Below are 21,313 nucleotides of genomic sequence, written 5' to 3'. Positions count from 1 at the left end.
AATCCTGGCCGCCGTGCCGTTCCCACAACGCGGTGTCTGTGTCTTGTTCGGCTCTTATTATTTGTAGGGCAGGGTTACTCGCTTTATGACTGACATCAAAACCACCCCAGCAATCCCGACCCCACAAAGAAAAGCACTGGTAATTATACCTTCACGATGAACTGACAAACTGCCCTCCCTGAAACCTAAAACAACTTGATAAATTAGGATTAGGGTGGATATTACACTAAATGTAACAAATATTCCTATTACAATTGCGAATACGGTTCGGACATAGTTGCTCATGTTCATCGCCCCGCGTTGCAGAACGTGGTGGTAGCGACGGTGGCTCCATATCCCGCACCAACTCCAGCGTATGCCCCGTAGCCTGCGCCCACTTTCGGGATCGGGAGCCCAACCGACCCGGAAGATGATCCACGGCTTCCTTGCAGGCTACCGCCGACTGCGAATCCCAAACCGGCGTCGGCTTCGCCATAACCGAACCCGCCCCTGTCGAAGTTTTTCATTGGTCCGGAATTAGTGCCTTTCGAGAATGTCGCGCCCGCACCTGCGAACCCACCTACACCTAGCATACCCGCAACTTGACCGCCGCCAAAGCACTGAAGGCCAAATATATTCCCGTCTTTTGGAATGCTAATCCCAACGGAGACACTCACATTTACCCCACAAACAAAGCGAGAGTTGCGGAACCACCGAGAGCATAGGTTTTGTAATCTCCGCCGGGGCACTGCGGCCTCTGCGGCAACAAGGTAGCCTACCTACTATGCCTGTGCGCAATGAATAAGCCAGTTAATACAATCGCAGGGATACTTAAATAGACCATGTCCTCTGATATTTGAAAATGCAATTTCTCGATCAAAAATCGGACTATTAATTGCACCGCAGTAAAACTAAAAGCAAGCAAGAGTAAAATCACCCATCCTTGCCAGCTTATTGGATAATAAGCCCAAAGTATCCGCTTAAACCACATCTTTCCATCTTTTGGAAAAGAAACCGTCCTAGCGTTCAGAATCGCATCCTGTCGAGATTAGGGTGGCGTTTGTGCGGTAACGGCTGAAATCCAAACCAATCCCCTTCGCGGCGCCAATGTTAAGGCTGAAAGTCCGTCCGCTGATTGACAAGCTACCGCTGAAAAGCCCGACATTTAGATTGTAAGTCGTCGCATCTCCCAAAAGATCACTCACTTGACCTGCATTAGAGAAAGAGAGTCCTCCGCCAGCTCCAGCAGCAGCACCAAAAACTACGCCGTTATTCGATCTTACGCTGCCACGGGTAAGATAATTGGCAATTTGGCCGCCGTCAAAGCGCTGTCTAGATACAGAAACCTGTCCGCCGACAGCAGTGTGCCCTAACCCAGCCTCAGCAGATGCCCCAAGCCAAACTCCACTGGCTCCACTCGAATTGCTCGCGGCACGACATGTTTGCCTTTGCGGCAGATGTCATTTTCGAAATGCTTTCGCCACCCGCTCGGTCAAAACGATCCAACCGCGCGTGAGGCAATATATGAATGCAGCGCCCGGTAGAATGATTAGCACGCGGTGGAGGTCGTCCTTGGTGAACCCTAGACCAAGTCTGAGATAGACATCACACGCTGAGAGGACCAAGATGATCAATCCGACCAGCAGCAAGAGAATGAAGACCCGGTCTACCGACCGAGAGGTGAAGGTATAGAACGACCTCATCATCTGCACCCAATCTGAGGTGTCGCCACTGTGTAGCTGTGTTTATCGCCGGCGGCGAGGTAAACTCCCGCGCCCGCTCTCGGCCCGCCCGCAACCGAACCTCCGCTCCCACCTCTGTATGTATACTGGCCCTCGCCACCGGGACCCCACGCTGCCCCGCCCTGGACGACCCGAGAGTTGCTGTAGCCTCCCGTGATTGGTCCGTTGTTCACCCCTACACCGAGGCTCTCACCACCGCCCCCAAATAGTCCACGCCCTCCCAAGCCGACGGCATTGAGACTAAGGTAGGTCTGCGCCCCCCGCAGCCAGGACGTTTCGGGTATCGCAACCCCAACCTCGGCGCTTAGGCTTATGCCTCTCCCAAACAAGAAGATTGTCAGCCCGAAACTATCCGAAAAAGTGTGCCTGACACCAGCAGGGCAGTCAGACTCTCTCTTTTGCGGCATGGAAGGAGCCGGAGCGGATGGCGCCTGAGGCCTACCGCTACCGCCACCACCGCCGCCTCCAGGGAATGAGGGCGCATAGCCGGGTCCCCAAGTTGGTTGCTGGTATCTATACCAGTCACTCGGGTCGAGCACCCAGGAGCAGACCTGCGGCAGGTTGTAATTCTGGTAATCTCCGTCGCTGTTGATGTAAAATACGACGGGATATGTGCATTCCTGATGAATCAGCCCGCTCGGATCGATCGCATTAATCGGATCGCCACCGACGTAATTGTACCAGTTCATGCCATCGCCGTATCCGATCGGATCGGTCTGCAGGAAGCGGCCCAGCGTCGGCGAGTAGGTGCGTGCCTTATAGTCGTACAGCCCCAGGCTCGGCAGCCACTTCTGCCCCGTATACTGGAACCGGCCGAGGTTGCCCGACTGCGGGATGCCGAACTCGTCGTAGCGGTTGATCGCCATCGCCTGCCCCGCATCGTTCGTCACCGCCACGATGCTGCCCCGCTCGTCGTCGTGCAGCCAGCGCCGGTCCCCCATCCCCGATCCTTCGTACCAGATCAGCGGCTCGTCGCTGCCCGGGCCGTAGACGTAGCGCCGCAGCAGCGCACCGCTGTTCTGGTCCCCTTCCGCCAGCACGTCCGCGCCGTCGTAGACCAGGCTCGTGTTGACGCCATTCTCCGCGTTGATGTTGAACAACCGCCCGACCGGATCGTAGGCGAGGTTCGCCCCCGGGCTCGTCGCCAGCTGGTTGTCGACCGTGTAGCCGTAGCCGCTGCCGCCCGAACTCGTCAGATTGCCGCGCCCGTCATAGCCCAGCGTCACCGGCCCGGCCTGCGTATATTGGTTCAGCCCGTTGACGCTGTAGCCGCGATCCGCGTTCACCGCGGCGGTCCACGCATAGCCATCGTTCGACACGCTCCGGCTCGTGATCTGACCGGCCGGGTTGTAGCCCAGGCTCACCGTCAGGTCACTCCCGCTCCCCGCCAGATCCTGCGTCAGCTGCGAAAGCCGCGAGGCCGCGTCATACGCATAGCTCGTCACCGTGCCGTTCGCCCGGGATAGGCTCGTGCGCCGCCCCAGGTCGTCATAACCGAACGTCACCAGCACAGTACCCGCACCGTCGCGGATCGTATTCATCTCGCCGGTCACGAGATAATCGTACCCCACCGCATTGCCGTCGTTCCACGTCAGCCGCGTCCGCCGACCCGCCGCATCATACTGAAACGTCGCGTTGCCAGGCCCATACCAATTGTCCCCCTGACCCGTCCGCCGGCCGAGCGCGTCGTAAACGAACGTCAACACCCGGCCGTTGCTGTCCGACGCGCTCGCCAGATTGCCCAGATTGTCGTAGCCGAACGACTGGTCCGTCTCCCAATAGGTCGTGTTCGGCCGGTCCTTCGACACCACGCGGTTCAGCGCGTCATAGCCATAGTTGATGACCTGCCCGTCGCGCAGACGCCGCTGCGTCACGTTGCCGTTGGCATTGAAGCTGCGCTGCTCGTAGCTGCCGCCCGAATAGCTCGTGGTCACCTGACGGTCTAACCCGTCATAGCCTGCTGTGGTCACGTTGCCGTTGGCATCCGTCACGCTCGCCACCTTACCGTCGGCGGTATAGCTCGTCTGCTCAAACGCCTGCGCGCCCGTACCATAGGCAGTATAGACGCCGCTCACCCGCCCTGCGGCATCATACACCTGACGCGTTACACGATCCGGACCATTGCTGCCCGACGTCTGCGGCGTGCAGGCATCGCTTTGGCCGCCCCATTGACTGGGATCGAGCCGCACCGCCGTGCACTGTATACGCCCGACGGCGTCATAGCCATATTGCGTCACCGCATAGGTCGTGCCGCCCGAGGTGAACGCATCCTGCACCTTGCGCAAATTGCCGTCGAACGTCGTGACCAATTGTTGCTGCGATGAAAACGACCCGCCGTTCGCGTCCGTCGTGCCGATGCTGACGGAATCGACGAGGCTACTTGGCAGATAGTGGGTGACACGCGCCCGCCGCAGCCGCGGCCCTGCACCGTCTGGATCGGGCGACACGACGCTCGTGACGTGGCGCAGCGCATCATAGGTGTAGTTGGTTTGACCGCCCAGCGGATCGGTCGAGGCAAGCACATTGCCTTGCCAGTCATAGCTGACGGACACGCTCGCGCTGACGCTTCCGTCGCCCGCCCGCTGCGTCGCTCCCACCGGCATGAGATTGTTGCCCGCGAGCGAGCCGTAATTGGTGGTCGACACAACCTCGTCACCGGACCCTGAGCACGCGCTTTGCGTGCGACAAGTCGACGTCGACGTCTGCTGCCATATCGTGCCGCCGAGATAATCGGTGTAGCTCGTGTAGCCGTAGCGTGTCTGGGGCCGCACGCCATTGGCGCCCGCCGGAGCAGTCACGACGGTAACCCCGCCATGGGTACCATCGTATTGAAAATCCGTCTGATTGCCCCTCGCGTCGCGCGTCCACTGCGGCTGATTGCAGGTCATCGCATTGGAACAACCATCCTCGTAACCGGCGGTCGACGCGATCGTCGAACTGCCGTCCTTCGATCGCAACGTCGTCGACGTCGCGTTGCCGCGACCGTCATAGCCATAGGTGACCGAATTCCCCTCCGGCGCCGTCGCGCTTGTCAGAAGGGTCGTGTTCGGATCGTAACCCCAAGACGATACGTGCCCCAATGGATCGGTCATCGCCGTCATCTGCTGCGACGCCAGGCTGAAAGTATAGGTGGTCGTTGCGTTGGCGGGATCGGTCGCCCGGACGACCCGCGTGCCATCGCCAGGATCGTTGCTGGTGTAGGTCCAGGTGCCTCCCCCCTTCGTCACGCTTGCGACGCGATTGTTCGCATATCCGAACGTGACGGTCTCTCCCGAAGCGCCCGGAGGCGTGATGCCCATGAGCTGCCATCCGCTCATCCGATAGGTCGTGGTGTTATTCGCCTGGTCTGTCAGCGCGAGATAGGTAAAGCCGTTCGCGTCGGAATATCTGAAGCCCTGCGCCACGGACGCGCCGGGCTGCTCGAGATTTGTAGCGGTCGCGCTGGACGGGGTTTCCCAGGCATCGATCATCTGGCTGCTGGCCGGCATGTCGGGCTCGAAATCCTCCGAGTCGGAATCATATCCATAATTTATGGAGAATCCGAAACTGTTGTGGACTTCGGAAACCCGATACGCACGACCATGAACCGTGCATGGATGGCTTCCATCATAATATTTATTATAAACGCAGTAGTATAGGCTTTGATAACTGAAAACCAGTTTCTCTCCTGACGGACGAGTAATATCTGTTACTCTGCCACCATTGGCATATGCCGGACGGCCCTGCGCAAAGATTTGACTGAAATGCACTAAAGTGCCATCGGACATCGTATAGGTATATATACCATTATAGAGTGTGAGCGTTGACCCGCTCGGTGTCTGCGGTGCATATGTCCCATTGCTCACGACGAATATCTCAGACTTGCCGCCGATCGTCACCGTAAGCGTGTTGCTCCCGTAAAAGGTGTCCAATGCAGCCGTGAGCGTGTCAGTCCAACCCGAGCCTCGCGTCAATTGATGATAGTCGAGTTGCGCCCTGCCGGTCCCCAACACCATCTTGGACGCGTCGACGTTAGCCGTGCCGGAAAACAGATCGATGCCGTTGGCATCGATCCGCGGACGGGGAGGAGGTGGTGCGGCGATCTGCGCAGCCGCGAGGACAGGCCATGAAGCCGCCCCCAAGAGCGCCAGCACGGAAACGCGCGGTTTGGAGATAAAAATTTCGCTTTCCACGACAATGCGCCGCGCACGCGGACAGCCGTTCCCGAAAATCTTCGAGCTCATCGGCGTTTCCCTCGAATTTAAATCGTATGAAACACAAAAACGCCCGCCCGACAGCGGAGCCGTAACGTAATTTCGCGCACACTTTGCTTCGCGCTTGCTCACGCCAGCGCTGCAAAGTCGCAAAAATTATATGGTCGAGCGCCGCGTGTTAACCGTTGGGCGAGCCGGTAGCGGTTACGCGAACACGATTACCAGCCGCGTCATAGGTATATTGGACAGCAGCGCCGTTATTGACGGAACCGCTCTTGACCACCCGGATCAACCTGCCTTGCGCATCGTACGTGTACGACACGGTTTCGGCAGCCATGGCGGCGACGTCTGGCATGACAACGATAGCCATCGTAACCAGCACTCGGAATAGCATGTTACCACCCTCGACCCATGATTCCTTTTATAAAAGACAACATGTTTTCCGATGTCCAGCAAGCGCTATTTAATCTCACATGATATTCATGTCGTGGGTTTACTTGGGCTTATGCCGATCAACCTCAACAATGGATCTTTTTCCGTTCAAGTGTGCAAGATGCACAACCACGTCGACAACCGTGCGGGCGTAATCGATGATCTCGCTGCGACTGCCTGGTGCCGAGCCGATGCGGGCCAGCATGGCCAACTGCTCAAATGCGCCTGCGGGCGTGTCGGCATGGATCGTTGACATAGAACCGGGGTGGCCGGTGTTTACCGCGCGTAAAAAGGTGAACGCCTCGCGACCGCGCAATTCACCGATGATGATCCGGTCAGGCCGCATGCGCAGCGTCGCAGTGAGCAGGTCGTCCGGTGTGACGTTCGTCTCACCGAGTTCGCTCCTTACCGCGACCAGCCCCACCGCATTGTCATGCCGAAGCTGGATCTCCGGCGTGTCTTCAATGACGATGAGGCGCTCCTCGGCGCCGACTTCGCGCAGAAGCGCGTTGAGGAACGTCGTCTTGCCGGTCGAGGTACCGCCCGAAACAAGGATGGTCTTGCACTGCCGCACGGCGAGGCGGAGAAACGTGGCCCAGTCTCCCCGCTCGTACGGATCTGCGAGTTCATCATCGCCATCGCGCTCTCCGCCGCGGCGGGTATGCGCAAACGCGCCCTGATCGACATAGTCATCGAGCGTCATATCGGCGACTAGGTGCTTGCGGATCGCGATCACGATCGGCCCACGCGTGGCGGGTGGCGCGATGATCTGGATGCGTGATCCGTCTGGCAGACGCGCCGACAGCAAGGGATGCTCGCGGCTGATTCCCTGATGCGTCAGGCTCGCCACCTGCTTGGCAAGCCGCCAGAGCAGGCTCTCGGTCAGCGCTGGCGCCTCGTGACGCGCCGGGCGATGTCCGAGACGTTCGATCCACAGCTCGCCAGGGCGGTTGATGTAGATGTCGGTGACGTCGTCCTTATCGAGATAATCCGCCAGCGGCGACAGATAGACGCCGAGATAGGACGCAAGCGCGTCCGTCACGGTGCAGCCGTAGCCAGCGAGAAATCGAGGTCCCTCGCGACGAAGACGTTGATCTCGGCGCCCTGCTTCACCGTGATCTTGGGACGAATGTCGTTGGGAAGCAGCCCCTGCCCGATCGTGTTGCCGATCTGCGCGGATGGGAGCCCGACGATCACCGAGCCGTTGCCGGGGCGTGAGGCCAGATTGACCCCGACGGTCATTGCGGACTGGAGGAGCGCGGCACCGAAGCGCTTGAGGAAATAGCTGTGCACCTTGCCCGGCACCCCCGCCCCGCCGAGCGCGTCGGCGGCCGGCGAGGACAGGGCGATCGTCACGCCGTCCGGCCGGATCAGCCGGGTCCAATTGACCAGTACGCGGTTCTGCCCGCTCTGCACGAACGCCTGATATTCGCCGACGAGGCGCGCGCCGCGGGGCACGAGGATGCGGCGCCCGTCGAAGCCGCGCGTGTCGCTGCTGACGATCGCGCGCACGAGCCCCGGGCGCGCCGTGTCGATCGGCGTCTCCATCACGGCCGGGATCATCGTGCCCGTCGGCATCACCATCGTCCGGTTGCGCAGCGACGCCGCCTGCGCCGGCGCGGTGTCGCCCCCGATTCCGGGTCCTTGTGCCAGCGGATTGCGCTGCTGGTTGCCGTCCTGGCTCGGCCGGCTCGCCGGCTGGCCCGTCGCCGCGACCTGGCGCTCGATGCCGCCATCGATGATCAGCGCCTGTGGCTCCTCGCTCTCTCGCGTCGCACGCTCGCGGACCGTTAGCGGCTGCGGTTGCGGAACGAGCAGTGGCTGCGGCGGAGCGGCGACGATCACCGGCGCGGGGAGAGATGGCGCGACATAGGGGCGCGGTGGTGCGGATGGCGGCACTGGTGTCGGCGGCACCATCATCACGACCGGTGGCTGTGGTGCCGCTTGCACCTCGGGCGGCATGGCGAGCGCGGGTGGCGGTGCGAAGGCGTTCGCCTGCTGGGCCGCATCCGCTTTCGCGGCGGTTGTATCGTCACGGCGCCGGCCATCGAGCACCGCGAACAGCAGACCTGCGGCGAGTACTGCGCCGCCCGCAATGGCAATGCCAGGGACGCCGGCGCGCGGCAGCCGCACGACGGGGCGCGGGTCATGGTCGTGCAGGGGCCCGGCGGTCATCGCGGCGTCCCGGCTGCGACCATCATTGCGACGGCACGGCGCCTGCCGATGCGAAAGGTGTAGCGTTTCGCCGCCCCCTCGACGACATAGACGCCGTCGACCATCCGGCCGTTGACGAGCGTCTCCTTGCCATGCGCATCGTCGGCGAAGATCGCCGGCAACGGCGCATCGGCCTTCCAGCGGATGCGCGTGCGCTGGCCATCGCCGGACATCTCGAGCGGCAATAGGCCCTTGTCGCCCGACAGGCGGAAGCTGCGCGTCTGCGCCAGCAAAACCGCATCGCTGCGTGGGTCGACCGGCGTCGTGAAGCGGACGATGAACGGGCTGCCCATCCCGCCCTCGCCCGGCTGCAGCAGGAAGGCGTAGCGATGCGCATCGGTGATGACGACGAGGTTGGTGGTCGTCGCGCCTTGCAGCGGCTTGACGACGATCCTATCGCCGGCCCGCGCGGCGGTGACCTGCCAGCCGGCGCTGTTGCCGACGACGACGGTATCGACGCGCTCCTCGGGCAACAGCTCGACGACGGTCGCATAGCCCTGCGCCACCGACAGCGTCACCACCTGCCCCGGATTATAGTCGAGCGTCTGGATGCGCGGGTCGGACGGCTGGAACAGCGCCTGCGGGGCTAGGAGGGCGAGCATGGCGAGGATCACGGTCGCGCCGCCATCGCGACGGGCGCTGGCACGGCCGGCGAAAGCGGCGACCCCATCGGCAATTGATTGATCGGCACCGCGCGCGGCATGCCGAACCGATACGCGGGCTCGTCAGCGCGTTGTTCTGCTTCTGCCGGGATCGGTCGCGTCGTCTGCGCGGAAACCCGTCTGACCGGCGCGGCGTTCACAGCGGGGGCTAGCGACCGGAGAGGGACGCTTGCCGGCGCGACGATCGGCTCCGAGGTCGCCACCGGCGCATCGGCGGTCGGCACCGCCTCGGCATCGCGGCGATAGCCCGTCACCTGGAAGCCGAGCGGATTGAGCAACCGGTCGGACAGGGCCATGGGCGCATCGACGAAATGGTATCGGATGACGGCGACCCAGGGCGAGGCTTGCGCGACCTGCCCGTCGCGATCAACGCGCTGCGTGTCGAAGCGCACCAGCGCCACGTTCTGCCCGAGCCGCGACACGCTCTTCACCCGGACGGTGACGGTCGTGCCAGCGGGATAGCGGACAAGCGGGCTATCCGGATTGGTCGCAGGCATCGAAGCCAGATAACGGCTGCGCGCCGCCCCGCCCGACCAGAGCGCGACCTTGCGATAGTCGAGCCGCACCGTCGCACGGTCGAATCCTTCGCGCGCGGTCACATATTGGGCAAGATAGGATTGGGTCAGCGCCTCATCCGCCGCAACGCGTTGCGGTGCGAGCGGATTGAGCGCCTGGACGAAACCCGTCTGCCGATCGACGAGCAGGGTGATCGGCTCGACCGTCTTCAGCGGCGCGAGCATCGCCAGCGCCACGGCCTCGAACAGGCCAACCGCGACCGCGACGCCGGCGACCGTCCAGGCGGTGCGGCGCGACCGCGCGGCCTGCACCTCGCGGTCCAGCGCCCAGCTCGTCGCCTGATCGTGATAATCCTTCTTCACTGCCCCACCTTGTCTCGCGACGCGGCGACGCGCGAGCGGCGCAGCGTCGTCCGGCGTGCCGCCGGCCCCTGCCCGCCAGCTACCGACGCCTGCCGGTCCTGTTGTCCGTTTCTGATCAGTGCGCCGCGTGCCCCCGCCTCACTGGGTACTGCAGGGCCACCCGACCGTTGCTCGCGCCGCACCGTCGTCGCCAGCGCCTCCGCCACACCTGCGGCGCGGTCGCGGCCGGGTATGGCGATGCTCCGCGTGTTTCCGGGCGCACCCTGCGTCGTTGCCGACACCGCGATATCCGAGCGGTTGTTGTGCCGCGCGACGGAACTCCAGCTGCCCGCTGTCCCGGGCGCGTAGCGTAACGCACTCCCCATCCGCACCGCCGCCAATACGCCGACGAGCATCGCCATCGCGCAAGCCAACACCAGGGTCGGAAGCGCCTGCGTATCGACCACCGCGAGCACCCCGCCCCCACGCCAACCCTGCAGCCGCAGCACCTCCTGCTCGATCGGGATCAACATCACCGCCGTGACGATCGTCGCGGCAAGGCCACCCAGTGCCACGCCGACCAGCGCGCGCATCCAGCCATTGAACAGACCGAGCGTGCCGTCGAACAGCAGTGCCAGGATCGCCAGTGGCGCCAGGGCAAGCAGTATACCGAGCGCAAGATGCAAGGCGGCGAGCGTCCCGATCGTCGCCACGGCGAACAGCGAGGCCGTCTGCGGTAGCGCCCCCAGCCCCGGCTGGCCATTGGCAGGTTGTTGCGACGTGACCGGTCCGGGTGCGCCGCCCGGCTGATTCGGCGTCGTTGCTGTGGACGCCACCTGCTGCGGATCGGCCGCGCGCGGATCGCCGCTCGCACCGAGCCGCATCGCGTCGTAGATCGCCTGCACGCGCTCCGGCAGGCCCGTCGGCGACAGGCCTGCCGCGGGTAAGATAGTCGCGGCTAGCTCTTCAGGCGCCTGGGTCGTCGTATCGTAGACAAGCGTCTGAAATGCCGGCCAGCCGGTCACCAGCGCGAGCACGATGCCAAGCCGCAGCACGCGGCCGATGCCCTCGTCGAAGCGCGGCGCATTGCCGAGCACCAGCCGATAGCCGATGATCGCAACGAAGATCGTCACCAGCGCGGACAGCAACCCCGCCGCGACCGGACCGCCGATCATCGCTTGGAAGCCGTCTGCACCGATCGTCTGCGCCGCACATTCGGCGTTGGCGGCAAAGTGCAGCACCACGCCGGCATCGGCATCCACGGGAACGCAGGCCAGCGTCACCGCGCCGCCTCGAGCAGCCGCGGCAGCCAGGCCTGCGGATCGTCGCCCGTCTCGGCGCGGATCGCGTCGAGCAGCCGCACCGTGCGCTCACGGCCCGACAATATGGTGAGAAGATCCGCCTCGCCCGACAGGTCGAGCCGTGCGACGACGCTTTCGTTGCCATGTTTGATCAGAAAAGCCCGGGCATTGTCGGGCAGTCCGCGGACGAGATCATATTCGTGGTTGGTCAGCCCGAAGCCGTCGACATAGTCGCGCGCCTGGGCCTTGGGATTGGCCATGAAGATCTGCGTCGCGGCCTGTTCGACGATCGCCGAGGCGATCCGGCTCGACAGCGCATCCTCGGCGCTCTGCGTCGCGAAGCCGACGATACCGTTGCGCTTGCGGATCGTCTTTTCCCAATCGCGGATGCGGGCGGTGAATGCCTCGTCGTCGAGCGCCTTCCAGCCCTCGTCGACGACGATGATCGTCGGGCTGCCATCAAGCCGCTCCTCGACGCGGTGGAACAGATACAGCATCGCCGGCGTGCGCACGACCGGCGTATCGAGGATGCGCGTCATGTCGAAGCCGACGACGCGCTGCGACAGGTCGGTCAGGTCCTCCGCATTGTCGAACAGCCAGGCATGTTCGCCGCTGCCCCACCAGGGCGCAAGCCGCGCGGCGAGGTCGCCCGCACGGGGACGATGCCCGCCGCGCAGCAGCTGCGCGAAATGGCCGAGCCGGCGATAGGCGCGCGGCGCCTCCATATTGGCATCGACCGCTTCCTTGATCCGGGCGAGATCCTCGACGTCGAGCGGCCGGCCGGGTTCGGCGACCAGCAGGCCGAGCCATTCGATTAGGAAGCGCCGGTTCTCCGGCGTGTCGTCAAGCAGCAGCGGATTGAGCCCGGCGGGTTCGCCAGCCCGCAGCACGTCGTAGCGCCCGCCGATCGCGCGCAGGAACAGCTCGGCGCCGCGATCCTTGTCGAAGAAGACGATGCGCGGATCGAAGCGGCGCGCCTGGGCGAGGAGGAAGTTGAGCACCACGGTCTTGCCCGAACCCGACGGGCCGATGACGGTGAAGTTGCCGAGGTCGCCATGGTGGAAGTTGAAATGATAGGGGCCAGCCGCGGTCGTCTCCAACACGGTAACCGCCTCGCCCCAGTGATTGCCCGCGGCACTGCCGACCGGAAAGTTGTGCAGGCTGGCGAGCCCGGCGAAATTGCGGCTGGCGACCATGCCGCGTCGCGGGATGTAGCGGAAGTTGCCAGGAAATTGCGCCCAGAAGGCCGGCTCCAGCGCCATATCCTCGCGCACCGCGATGATGCCGAGGTCGGTCAGCGCCGCCTGCACCTCGGCGACGTTCGCATCGACCGCGTCGGGCGTATCACCGCGCACTGCGACCGTCAGATGATGCTCTCCGAACGCTGCGCGGCCAGCGGCTAGATCGTCGCGCGCGCCGGCGAGTTCGCCGCGCAGAGACAGCGCCTCGTCATCCGCCGCGCGCATCCGGCGCAGCGTCAGATTGACCTTGCCGAGCGCCGCCTGCCGGTCGACGAAACCGAAGCTCTGTGTGACCGTCAGCTCGATCGGCAAGCGCATCAACTCGTCGAGCATACCGGGGCCTGTAGCGCCCGGATATTCCTTGATCCCGACCATCCCTACGAAGCTGCGCCGGCCATCGCCGCTGTTGCCTAGTTCGACCGTCTCGGCGCCAAAGCTGATGCGCCGGTCGGGCAGCGCCTGACCGATGTCGCCCTCGGGCCGCTGCACCGAGCGCGGCGCTCCGCCGTAGAGCATCGCGAGATAGTCGAGGATTTCGGATGCCGTCCCGCCGGCGTGGGGATACTCGCCGAGCCGCCGCGGGTCATAAGCGCCAAGCGCGGCGAGCATTGCGTCGGTCGCGGCCTCAAGCGCCCGGCGCTCCTCGGCAAGCGCAGTCGCACGGCCCTCGACCGAGATGCGGCCGAACAGGTTCGCCAGCCGGTCGGCGACGCCACCCCTGCCCTGCGCAGGCCGGCGAATGAGGCACAGGAACAGTTCGTTGACGAAAAGCTGCTTATTGGCCAGCCGCCGCTGCCAGGCGGCATGGACGCGCGCGCTGAACGGATCGGCAAAACGACCAGCGCTCGCGATATCCACCCGCCGCCGCACGACATGATGGTAAAGCGCGAAGCGTGACGATCCGATCGCCTGCAGCATCGCATCGCGCAGACCCTTGCGATAGTTGATCTCGCTCGTCTCGGCAGTCTCGAACAACAGACCGTCCAGTGCCACGACCTGCATCAGCCGTCCGTCGCGCAGCATCAGCGTGTAGGGGTCGATTGCCGCGCGATACGGCAGATGCGATCCTGCCGCCGCCTCGCGCGGCCAATCCTCGGGACGCCCTACGGGCGGTACGAGTTGCAGCGCCACAGCCGGTAATTCTTGACGCGCGGACAGCGCTGCACCTTGACCAGCCACAGGTCGAAGATGCGCGGGTCGCGCAGGCACGCCGCTACACCGACAACGTGCACCGCGACCGCCGCGACAAGCACCCACGCGGACTTGAAAGCGAGGAACAGCTCGGTGGTCAGGATCGCGTTGGCGATGGCAAAGCCGTAGGTGACGCCGAACAGCATCTGCGGACGCGTCAGGCCGGTGAACAGCAAATCTCGGTCAAGGCCGTCCATCTCAAAGGCCGCCGCCAGCCGATGCCTGGATTCCACCGACGATGCTCGCCGCCCCGAACAGGATGAAGCAACCAAGAATGACTGTCGCGCCGTAGCGCCAGCTCATCCGGCCCGTGAGCATCAGGAAACCGACCGACGCAACCGCGATGATGGCCACCACCGTCGCCACCGTGCCGAGCAACGTATGCTGCAACCACTGCATCGCACCGACGATGGGGCCGGAGCCGGCGGGATCGGAGAAACTGTCCTGCGCCAGCGCGACCTTTGGCCAGACAAGCAGGGACATGACGCTTACGATACGCTTGATCGACACCACCCAACCCCCGCCGAACCAGTGGAACACTGTGTCCTCGCTTTGGCGACACCCGTCAATTCTTCATGCGCTCAGAATGCATCATCCTGGCGCAAATCACTGCATTGGCGCGAGGTCACCGGATCGCATTTGCATCGACGGCACCGATGCGCCGGCATAAGGATCATAAACGGACGCGCGCGGCGGCGCAGTCGTTACCGCTCCTGGCCGAGGCAGGCTTGGCGCTGCTGGACCGACTTCAACCGGACGCGCCCGCAGCAACCCGGCACTGATCACGGGCGCCCCGAAAATCAGGAAGATGCCCAGCACTACCTCCAGCCCGCGGCGCGTGGTAACGCGTCCGCTCATCACAGCCAGCCCGAGCATTGCCACGGCAATTGTGGCTACGGCCAATGCGAGCGAGCCGGTCAACATGTGCTCGACCCAATTGGCTGCCACCAGGACACTGTCTCGCATTATCATTGGCTCGACACCTTCGTTCGAAATCTTTTGGGCCTGCTGGGTTGATGGCGGTATCTAACCACCTCACTCTTCGCGCAAGCGCTCGTCCGCTTTGATCGCCGAGGCCGACCTGCTCGGCATGACGGAGACCGGGAGCGCCTGTATCGAGAACAGCACGCTGCCATGGCGGCGCTCAGGCTGAAGAGAATCGTCCGCCAGTCTAAACCGAGGATTTGCAAGGCCGTGGATGCCGTGCTCGAAGGGGAAGCCCAAGCCGCGTTCGAGGCGCTCGACGAAGGGGCGGCCGCGTCGTCGAGCAGCCCGACACCCAGACCCACCAGGCCGTCCTCGCCCGCGACTTCGCCGCGCTCTTCCGCGAGGACCGCGCGAAGACGCCGGTGCTCGACCCCACCCGCCAGGGCGGGCAGGAACTCACCGACGCCATCCGCGCCGCGCTCGTCACCGACGGCACGCCGGGCGAGGATGCCATGGTCGCGAGCGTCCTCGAATCACGCGACCCGGCCGCAAGCCCGGCTCGCCACCTCCTACCGGCCCGGCGACATCGTCGTCCTCAGCAAGTCGGAGAAGGGCCGACCCCGCGCCGGCGTCCGGCACCGCGTTGAGGCCGTCGACCCCGCGACCGGCACCGTTCGCCTGCGGCCCGACAAGCGCCCCCGGCAGCGTGCAGACCCAAGCCTGTCGACTGGCAGCCCGCGCGCTGGGGCGCCGATGTCGCCGAAGCCTTCATCGAAGTGCCGCAGGAGTTCAGGACCGGCGACCGCATCCAGTTCACCCGGAACAACTATCGCGCCGATCAGCTCAACGGGCAGACCGCCGAGGTGGTCGCGATCGACTCCCATGGCGCGAGCATGGTCCTCCAGCGCGAGGACGGGCGGCGCGAGATGCTCGACCTCGCCCATCTTGCCGACCGGCATCTCCGGCCAGGATGGGTGCGGATGATCCATTCTGGCCAAGGCGCTACGTGCGATCGGGTCTTGGCGCACTTGGAGAGCTTCTGCGCCAACACCGTCGATGCCCGCTCCGTCTATGTCGCGATCAGTCGCGCGCGACACGGCGCGGCCGTCTATACCGGCAACCGCGCCAACCTCACCGAAGCGCTCGGCATCCGCGATGGTACGCAGGTGGGGGCGATCGATCAGACCATGACGCAGCCGAAGGTGGCGACGATCGCCACACCCACGCCGGTCAAGGCCGCAGGGATGGCGATCGGCGGCTAGCTCATCAGCGAGAGCACCTCATCGATCTGATACTGGGCATATGAGGAACTTTTCCGCCTAGCATCGGCATCTTCAAGAAAGTGGTAGATGCGATTATCCACCTCCACCCCATGCTCGTGGATATATCCTATTGTAGAAAGCGCATCGGCTTCGATTTTATCCCAATCAACGGTTTGGCGATTTCGCTTCATTTCTACGATGCCGATGACTGCTGCGCGAATGCGACCATCAATCATATCAATCACCTTTTTGGAAGGTGGAAGTTAAATCTAAATCCAAACATATTCCCCTCGACATTGAGGTGGGTGATGGGCTTGTTCACATCCAACCTGATGATCAAGCGGTTCTCGAAGAAACGAATCTGACCTGCGCGACCAACGCCATATTTTGCGAAACCCTTTGACGCACCTTCGATCGCAGTCTTTTCTGCAACGCCAACGCCTGTAACCAGAAGGCAAGCGGCAACATAGTCGGATGCGCTGCAGTTGGCGCTGCTGACGAAGCCACAGTCATAGTCAATGACCCAGTCGCTAATGAAGTTGTGAACCGGCTTCGGCACCTTCTTGGCCAGGACGACGATATCCGCACCGATGTCATGATTGAGGATGCCATTCTGCGGCAACTACTGCCCACGCGCCCGAACTCTTTTTATCACAAGCAGGAATGGATAGGTCGCTCCAGCGACTAAGTAAATAACAACAGTCCAAGCCACGAATCTCAGAAATATTGCAGGATCAAGCTCAGCTATATCGTACATGAAGCCAGTCGGCGATAGAATGCGACCTCCAGACATGCCAATGCCGACGAGAACGACTGGCACCACGAAGATGGAATACAGCGCCAAAAGCGCTATGTATACGCTTCTACGTAGCACCAGACCATTCCTCTAGCCTCTAGTAAATCGTGGATTTCTTCCACGTCTTTGATAAAAGAAATACCCGAAATAGCGGACGCCTCGGTAATAGATTTCAGCTTTAGCCGAGCAGGCCAAATCGCCACCGCCCTGTTGCTTGCAGACATTACGAATGTCGGAGTAGAAACGGCTATCGCATGTCGGCCGATCTGCGGCCGAGCCGTAGCAGGTGTCATGCCTCCATGCATGGGCCGGATATGTCGGTGCCACCGACGTTGTCAGGAACGCCGGATGATAAGGCCAGCGCCATCACAGTAATCAGGCACGCGTCGTAGTCGCAGAAGTGGGTCGTCCCGATTGCCGGCCACTAAAATGTCATCATTTTGCTGCAAAGATTATCAATCACGTCTTGCCATCACTAATATTGCTAGGAGAAGCATCCCGCTGATTAAGGTGGCGACCCGTATAGCGAGCTCCACATAGAAGCCTGCTCTATCGTACACAGATACGCCGTCGGGACGCTGTTGAGGTATAAGACCCCCTCCATAAGCCCAGGACGCTCCAATGATAGCGGCGCCAACCACAAATACGACCGAATACAAGAGGATGTTATTTCTTCGGAACATAAAACTGCTATCCACGAAGGGCTACGCATGAGCCGTATATGAGCGACCACAGGCTCGCATCAGCGGCTGCAGTGGGAGAAGGGATATTGAACAAGAATCTTCGTACCCAGATTTCCCCAGCAAAAACCGCATCGCAGGTCGATCTTTGCGTTCCCGAACCATCATAGCAAACGTCATGGTTGAAGCACGCTTGGTTGATCCCCTGGTTGGGAAAGCGCGCGCCTCCCTCACCGCCGCAGTAGTTTACACGTGCATCATACTTAGGTCTTGGCTTGGGAGCGGGCGTCGGCTCCTCCTTTTGCGGCACTAATGTGCGCAATTTTGATTCAGTGTCGTATGAACCTTCAACGACGTTTCACCATCACTCAGCGTTACATTATTGTAAAAGCTTGATGTCATACTGTTGGACGAAATGCATAGCGTTAGCTGATCGGCGCTAATCCATTCAACACGCGACAGACCTAGGTATTCTCCTTCCACAATCAGCTGTTTGACAGTTTTCTCTCTCAAAATGCGGACTGCGTAAACGCGCGTCGTATCCGCAGATAAGGGTCCATCGCCCCCAAAATCCTCTACAACAACCCTCAATGCAGCCAACGGACTCCGGTACGACCGCGTCGCACTCGGTTTGCCACTACACGCCGGCAGGAAGCTCAACAGGGTGCCGAGAATGGCCATAAGAAGAACCCTCATCTCGGGCACCCCCCGGAGGCGAGGGCAGCGTCACGAGTTGATGCGGCGCTCTGGTCTGAGAACATTGGACCAGTGAGTGTGGACCAAGATTTGTGGCCTCTTAAAGCCGACGAGATTGCATAAGCCCCAGCGCCGGCGTCGAGAATAGCATTGGAGATGATGCCCGTGCCGATTGCGTAGTAAGCAAAATTGCCTGCCCGACCGAGCATCCCAGCTTCTGCCTGACCACGAAAATTATTTTTGAAGTCTATCGGTCCATTCGGCCACGCAATTGATGCCATAGCTCCTGCTGCGGAAGGAAGCGGGTTGCCGCCAGATTGTATCGCTGCATCTGCAGCGCTTTGCAGTGCCGCTCTCTGACTTCTAACATAGTCACCAACTGTCCTGCCATTGGGTAAACGCGTTCCGCAGTCTACCTTTTGCGGCTAAAACCCTAGTAGTTGGAGGTCCGCCGTTCATCGTCCGGCGACTTTGGATTTTCCCATTGCCGCTGCTGAATAGCCAAGTTCTCCGCTGCTACAAGCGACCCATTGGCTGCGGCTCTTTTATATAGCTCCAGAATTTCGCTCTTAGCGCCGACAGGATCGATGTCGCCTAACAGAACTGCCAAAAGGTTCATGGACTCGATCTGACCACGATCAGCCAGCATTCGTAGCCGGTCGACGAACTCTGATGGCCGATCCCAATCAAGGGCTTCAACAATTTTCGTGTAAGCATCTAAGTCGGCGTCTGTAGACATATCAACACCTACAATCCCACGGGTGAAAGCAGAATTATGATCCCGCCAATGATGATAACGCCCAGCCCGAGGCCAGCGGCTGGCGCTACCGTCGACGGTGGCTGTTGAAATGGGACGTCAGCGCCATTCGGGTCTAAGGGGGTAAAGTTGGCAGGCGGTCCGTTGTAGCCCGGCTCACCCAGACGAGCGGGCCTTTCAATGCCCTTTCCGTCCTTCTTGCTATTATCAATGACCCAGCCAGGACGAGTTGGGTGCGGCCTGATTTTCTTGTTAGGATTTTGGGTTCCATCGGGGCGTGCAGTACGTCCACGATCTCGAGTCCTGTTCTCCAGTATTTGCGGCGAAGCATCTCCACCAGTTTCTGCCATCGGCCTGCTGACACCCGCAGCCGGTGCGTTTGACAGGGCTGCGGAATTGCCTGCTCGCACGGCCGTGACGACGATATCACGCTGCCTCCCGGAGACACCGCCGTCTCGCAAGGCCGTAACGACGATGTCACGCTGCTTCTCGGAGACACCGCCGTCATGCTTAATTCTAATGAAGCCGAATTCCTTATCCAGCCCGCTCGGATCGGTCGCATTGATCGGATCGCTACCGACGTAGTTGTACCAGTTGAGCCCGCCGCCATAACCGATCGGATCGGTCTGCATGAAGCGGCCGAGCGTGGGCGAGTAGGCCCGTGCCTTGTAGTCGTAGAGACCCAGGCTCGGCAGCCACTTTTGCCCGGTATATTGGAAACGCCCGATGTTGTTGGCGCCGGGAATCCCATATTCATCCTAGCTGTTGACCGCGATCGCGTTGCCCGCGTCGTTCGTCACCGCCACGATGCTCCCGCGCTCGTCGGCGTGCAGCCACCGCCGGTCGCCAAATCCTGCGCCCTCGTACCAGATCAGCGGCTCGTCGCTGCCCGGGCCATAGACGTAGCGGCGCAGCAGCGCACCGTTCGACTGGTTCGTTTCCGCCATCACGTCCGCCCCGTCATAGGCCAGCGTCGTGTTGATACCATTGTCGGCGGTGATGTTGAACAGCCGCCCGAGCGGGTCGTAGGCAAGGTTCGCGCCCGGCGCCGTCGCCAGCTGATTGTCGACCGTATAGCCATAGGCCGTGCCGCCCGACGCCGTCAGACCCGACAGGCGCGAGGCCGAGAAGGAACGGCCCCGCTCCGGCATCGGGCACCACGTCGAGGCCGTCGTCCCCGCGACCGGCACGGTGCGGCTGCGGCCCGACAAGCGTCCCCGGCAGCGTGCCGAGTCGAAGTCCGTCGACTGGCAACCCGCCCGCTGGGGCGCCGATGTCGCCGAGGCGTTCGTCGAGGTGCCGCAGGAGTTCAGGGCCGGCGACCGCGTGCAGTTCACCCGCAACAACTATCGCGCAGATCGGCTCAACGGGCAGACCGCCGAGGTGGTCGCGATCGATCCCGCCGAGTCCAGCATGGTCATCCAGCGCGAGGACGGGCGGCGCGAGATGCTCGACCTCGCCCACCTCGCCGACCGGCATCTCCGGCCGGGGTGGGTTCGCACCATCCATTCCAACCAGGGCGCTACGTGCGATCTGGTCTTGGCGCACTTGGAGAGCTTCCGCGCCAACACCGTCGATGCGCGCTCCGTCTATGTCGCGATCAGTCGCGCCCGACACGGCGCGGCCGTCTATACCGACAACCGCGCCAACCTCACCGAGGCACTCGGTATCCGCGATGGCGCGCAGGTGGGCGCGATCGACGAGGCGATGAAGGTGCCGGACATGGCGATCGCCAACCCCGCGCCCGTCAGGGGCGCGGGGATGGCGATCGGCGGGTGATGCAATTAACAGAACTCGGATAACTCAACTCACTCAGGCGCGAGTCCAGGATGCTATCTCCTTTGCCAAGGCAGGATCACTAGCCAACTCCGCCAACGCCTCTCGGGCGGCTGTTGAGCTAGATTTTCGCAGTCCTTGAAGAAGAAGGACCCGACTTTCTCCGTTAGTGGGGTCTTTCACCAGCCCAACAAGCTCTTCGATAACGCTATCTCCGGCGATAGCTGACAATGCAACAGCCAGGCCGTTCTTCACCCCACTGTCAACCGGAGCCACCCTATATTCTTCTTTTAGAGTTGGCCATGCATAGGCGGCAGCTGGAACAGCAAGAGCACGAGCAATCGCCTCACGATTTCGATCGATATACGGCTTTCTAAGATGGTTCAACAATATGGGAATGGCATTCGGGTAAGGCGTCGCTGTGTTGGCTAAATCCCAAGCGCTCTTAACATTCCATCCCGCCTCCCGAAGCTCATCTAGCAGAGGAGACGCATCCTCTCGAAGTTGCTGCGCTTTCTTTTCTAACGCGGCATCTTTCTCCTGCCTCATCTTCACGTATGCCGGGTCAGCCGCTAAAATAGCGTTGTGCTCGGCAAGGGTCATTGAT

Annotated in this window: 19 protein-coding genes; 2 read left to right on the top strand and 17 right to left on the bottom strand. The window is 62.1% G+C overall.

The features are described from left to right. Nucleotides 1-1,681 precede the first annotated feature (1,681 nt). The 11 genes from DM480_RS13490 to DM480_RS13440 form a co-directional block, all read right to left on the bottom strand. Entirely contained in the window at nt 1,682-5,944 is a 4,263-nt protein-coding gene (locus DM480_RS13490) for an RHS repeat domain-containing protein (protein ID WP_115379800.1), read from the bottom strand. 148 nt (nt 5,945-6,092) lie between these two features. Further along, on the bottom strand, nt 6,093-6,284 hold the full coding sequence (locus DM480_RS13485) for an RHS repeat domain-containing protein (protein ID WP_232834007.1): 192 nt from the start codon (nt 6,282-6,284) through the stop codon (nt 6,093-6,095). A gap of 123 nt (nt 6,285-6,407) precedes the next feature. Next, nucleotides 6,408-7,388, bottom strand: coding sequence for a P-type DNA transfer ATPase VirB11 (gene virB11, locus DM480_RS13480; protein WP_115379798.1), 981 nt, complete (start codon nt 7,386-7,388; stop codon nt 6,408-6,410). Next, complete coding sequence (locus tag DM480_RS18570) at nt 7,385-8,521, bottom strand: TrbI/VirB10 family protein (protein ID WP_232834006.1); 1,137 nt, start codon at nt 8,519-8,521, stop codon at nt 7,385-7,387. Before DM480_RS18570 ends, virB11 begins: the two co-directional genes overlap by 4 nt. Continuing rightward, nucleotides 8,518-9,174: a TrbG/VirB9 family P-type conjugative transfer protein gene (locus DM480_RS13470; RefSeq protein ID WP_115379796.1), complete on the bottom strand. Its 657-nt coding sequence runs from the start codon at nt 9,172-9,174 to the stop codon at nt 8,518-8,520. The genes DM480_RS18570 and DM480_RS13470 overlap by 4 nt, the downstream gene beginning before the upstream one ends. Next, nucleotides 9,171-10,100 carry a virB8 family protein gene (locus DM480_RS13465; RefSeq protein WP_115379794.1) on the bottom strand — a complete coding sequence of 310 codons (930 nt, stop codon included), beginning with the start codon at nt 10,098-10,100 and terminating at the stop codon, nt 9,171-9,173. Before DM480_RS13465 ends, DM480_RS13470 begins: the two co-directional genes overlap by 4 nt. Continuing rightward, nucleotides 10,097-11,362 carry a type IV secretion system protein gene (locus DM480_RS13460; protein WP_125471536.1) on the bottom strand — a complete coding sequence of 422 codons (1,266 nt, stop codon included), beginning with the start codon at nt 11,360-11,362 and terminating at the stop codon, nt 10,097-10,099. The genes DM480_RS13465 and DM480_RS13460 overlap by 4 nt, the downstream gene beginning before the upstream one ends. After that, nucleotides 11,359-13,752 (bottom strand): VirB4 family type IV secretion/conjugal transfer ATPase, encoded by a 2,394-nt coding sequence (locus DM480_RS13455; RefSeq protein WP_232834005.1) that lies wholly within the window; start codon nt 13,750-13,752, stop codon nt 11,359-11,361. The genes DM480_RS13460 and DM480_RS13455 overlap by 4 nt, the downstream gene beginning before the upstream one ends. Further along, entirely contained in the window at nt 13,725-14,009 is a 285-nt protein-coding gene (locus DM480_RS13450; RefSeq protein ID WP_115379790.1) for a type IV secretion system protein VirB3, read from the bottom strand. The genes DM480_RS13455 and DM480_RS13450 overlap by 28 nt, the downstream gene beginning before the upstream one ends. A gap of 1 nt (nt 14,010) precedes the next feature. Then, the gene (locus DM480_RS13445; RefSeq protein WP_115381347.1) at nt 14,011-14,295 is read right to left on the bottom strand and encodes a TrbC/VirB2 family protein; all 285 of its coding nucleotides are present in this window, start codon (nt 14,293-14,295) and stop codon (nt 14,011-14,013) included. A gap of 123 nt (nt 14,296-14,418) precedes the next feature. After that, nucleotides 14,419-14,760, bottom strand: coding sequence for a TrbC/VirB2 family protein (locus DM480_RS13440; RefSeq protein WP_157968800.1), 342 nt, complete (start codon nt 14,758-14,760; stop codon nt 14,419-14,421). 755 nt (nt 14,761-15,515) lie between these two features. Here DM480_RS13440 and DM480_RS13430 point away from each other — a divergent pair. Then, nucleotides 15,516-16,001 carry a hypothetical protein gene (locus tag DM480_RS13430; protein WP_115379784.1) on the top strand — a complete coding sequence of 162 codons (486 nt, stop codon included), beginning with the start codon at nt 15,516-15,518 and terminating at the stop codon, nt 15,999-16,001. Here the strand turns inward: DM480_RS13430 and DM480_RS13425 are convergent. From DM480_RS13425 to DM480_RS18325, 5 genes are all read right to left on the bottom strand, one after another. Next, complete coding sequence (locus DM480_RS13425) at nt 15,998-16,237, bottom strand: hypothetical protein (RefSeq protein ID WP_115379782.1); 240 nt, start codon at nt 16,235-16,237, stop codon at nt 15,998-16,000. The genes DM480_RS13430 and DM480_RS13425 overlap by 4 nt on opposite strands. A gap of 5 nt (nt 16,238-16,242) precedes the next feature. Next, on the bottom strand, nt 16,243-16,623 hold the full coding sequence (locus tag DM480_RS13420; protein WP_115379781.1) for a hypothetical protein: 381 nt from the start codon (nt 16,621-16,623) through the stop codon (nt 16,243-16,245). 1,983 nt (nt 16,624-18,606) lie between these two features. Next, nucleotides 18,607-18,912 carry a hypothetical protein gene (locus tag DM480_RS17965; RefSeq protein ID WP_125471534.1) on the bottom strand — a complete coding sequence of 102 codons (306 nt, stop codon included), beginning with the start codon at nt 18,910-18,912 and terminating at the stop codon, nt 18,607-18,609. Between the two features lie 8 nt (nt 18,913-18,920). Further along, on the bottom strand, nt 18,921-19,616 hold the full coding sequence (locus tag DM480_RS13415; protein ID WP_232834209.1) for an RHS repeat-associated core domain-containing protein: 696 nt from the start codon (nt 19,614-19,616) through the stop codon (nt 18,921-18,923). A gap of 72 nt (nt 19,617-19,688) precedes the next feature. Further along, the gene (locus DM480_RS18325; protein WP_198665837.1) at nt 19,689-20,081 is read right to left on the bottom strand and encodes a hypothetical protein; all 393 of its coding nucleotides are present in this window, start codon (nt 20,079-20,081) and stop codon (nt 19,689-19,691) included. Between the two features lie 40 nt (nt 20,082-20,121). Between DM480_RS18325 and DM480_RS13410 the strand changes: the two genes are divergently transcribed. Beyond that, complete coding sequence (locus DM480_RS13410) at nt 20,122-20,709, top strand: hypothetical protein (protein WP_198665836.1); 588 nt, start codon at nt 20,122-20,124, stop codon at nt 20,707-20,709. 33 nt (nt 20,710-20,742) lie between these two features. Here the strand turns inward: DM480_RS13410 and DM480_RS17960 are convergent, their stop codons facing one another. Beyond that, nucleotides 20,743-21,309 (bottom strand): hypothetical protein, encoded by a 567-nt coding sequence (locus tag DM480_RS17960; RefSeq protein ID WP_125471532.1) that lies wholly within the window; start codon nt 21,307-21,309, stop codon nt 20,743-20,745. Nucleotides 21,310-21,313 lie beyond the last annotated feature (4 nt).

The sequence above is a fragment of the Sphingomonas sp. FARSPH genome (assembly GCF_003355005.1).
In the GTDB taxonomy this organism is placed as follows: domain Bacteria; phylum Pseudomonadota; class Alphaproteobacteria; order Sphingomonadales; family Sphingomonadaceae; genus Sphingomonas.
Note: the sequence above shows the minus strand (reverse complement) of the source record. Positions and strands in the feature narration are given on the sequence as shown.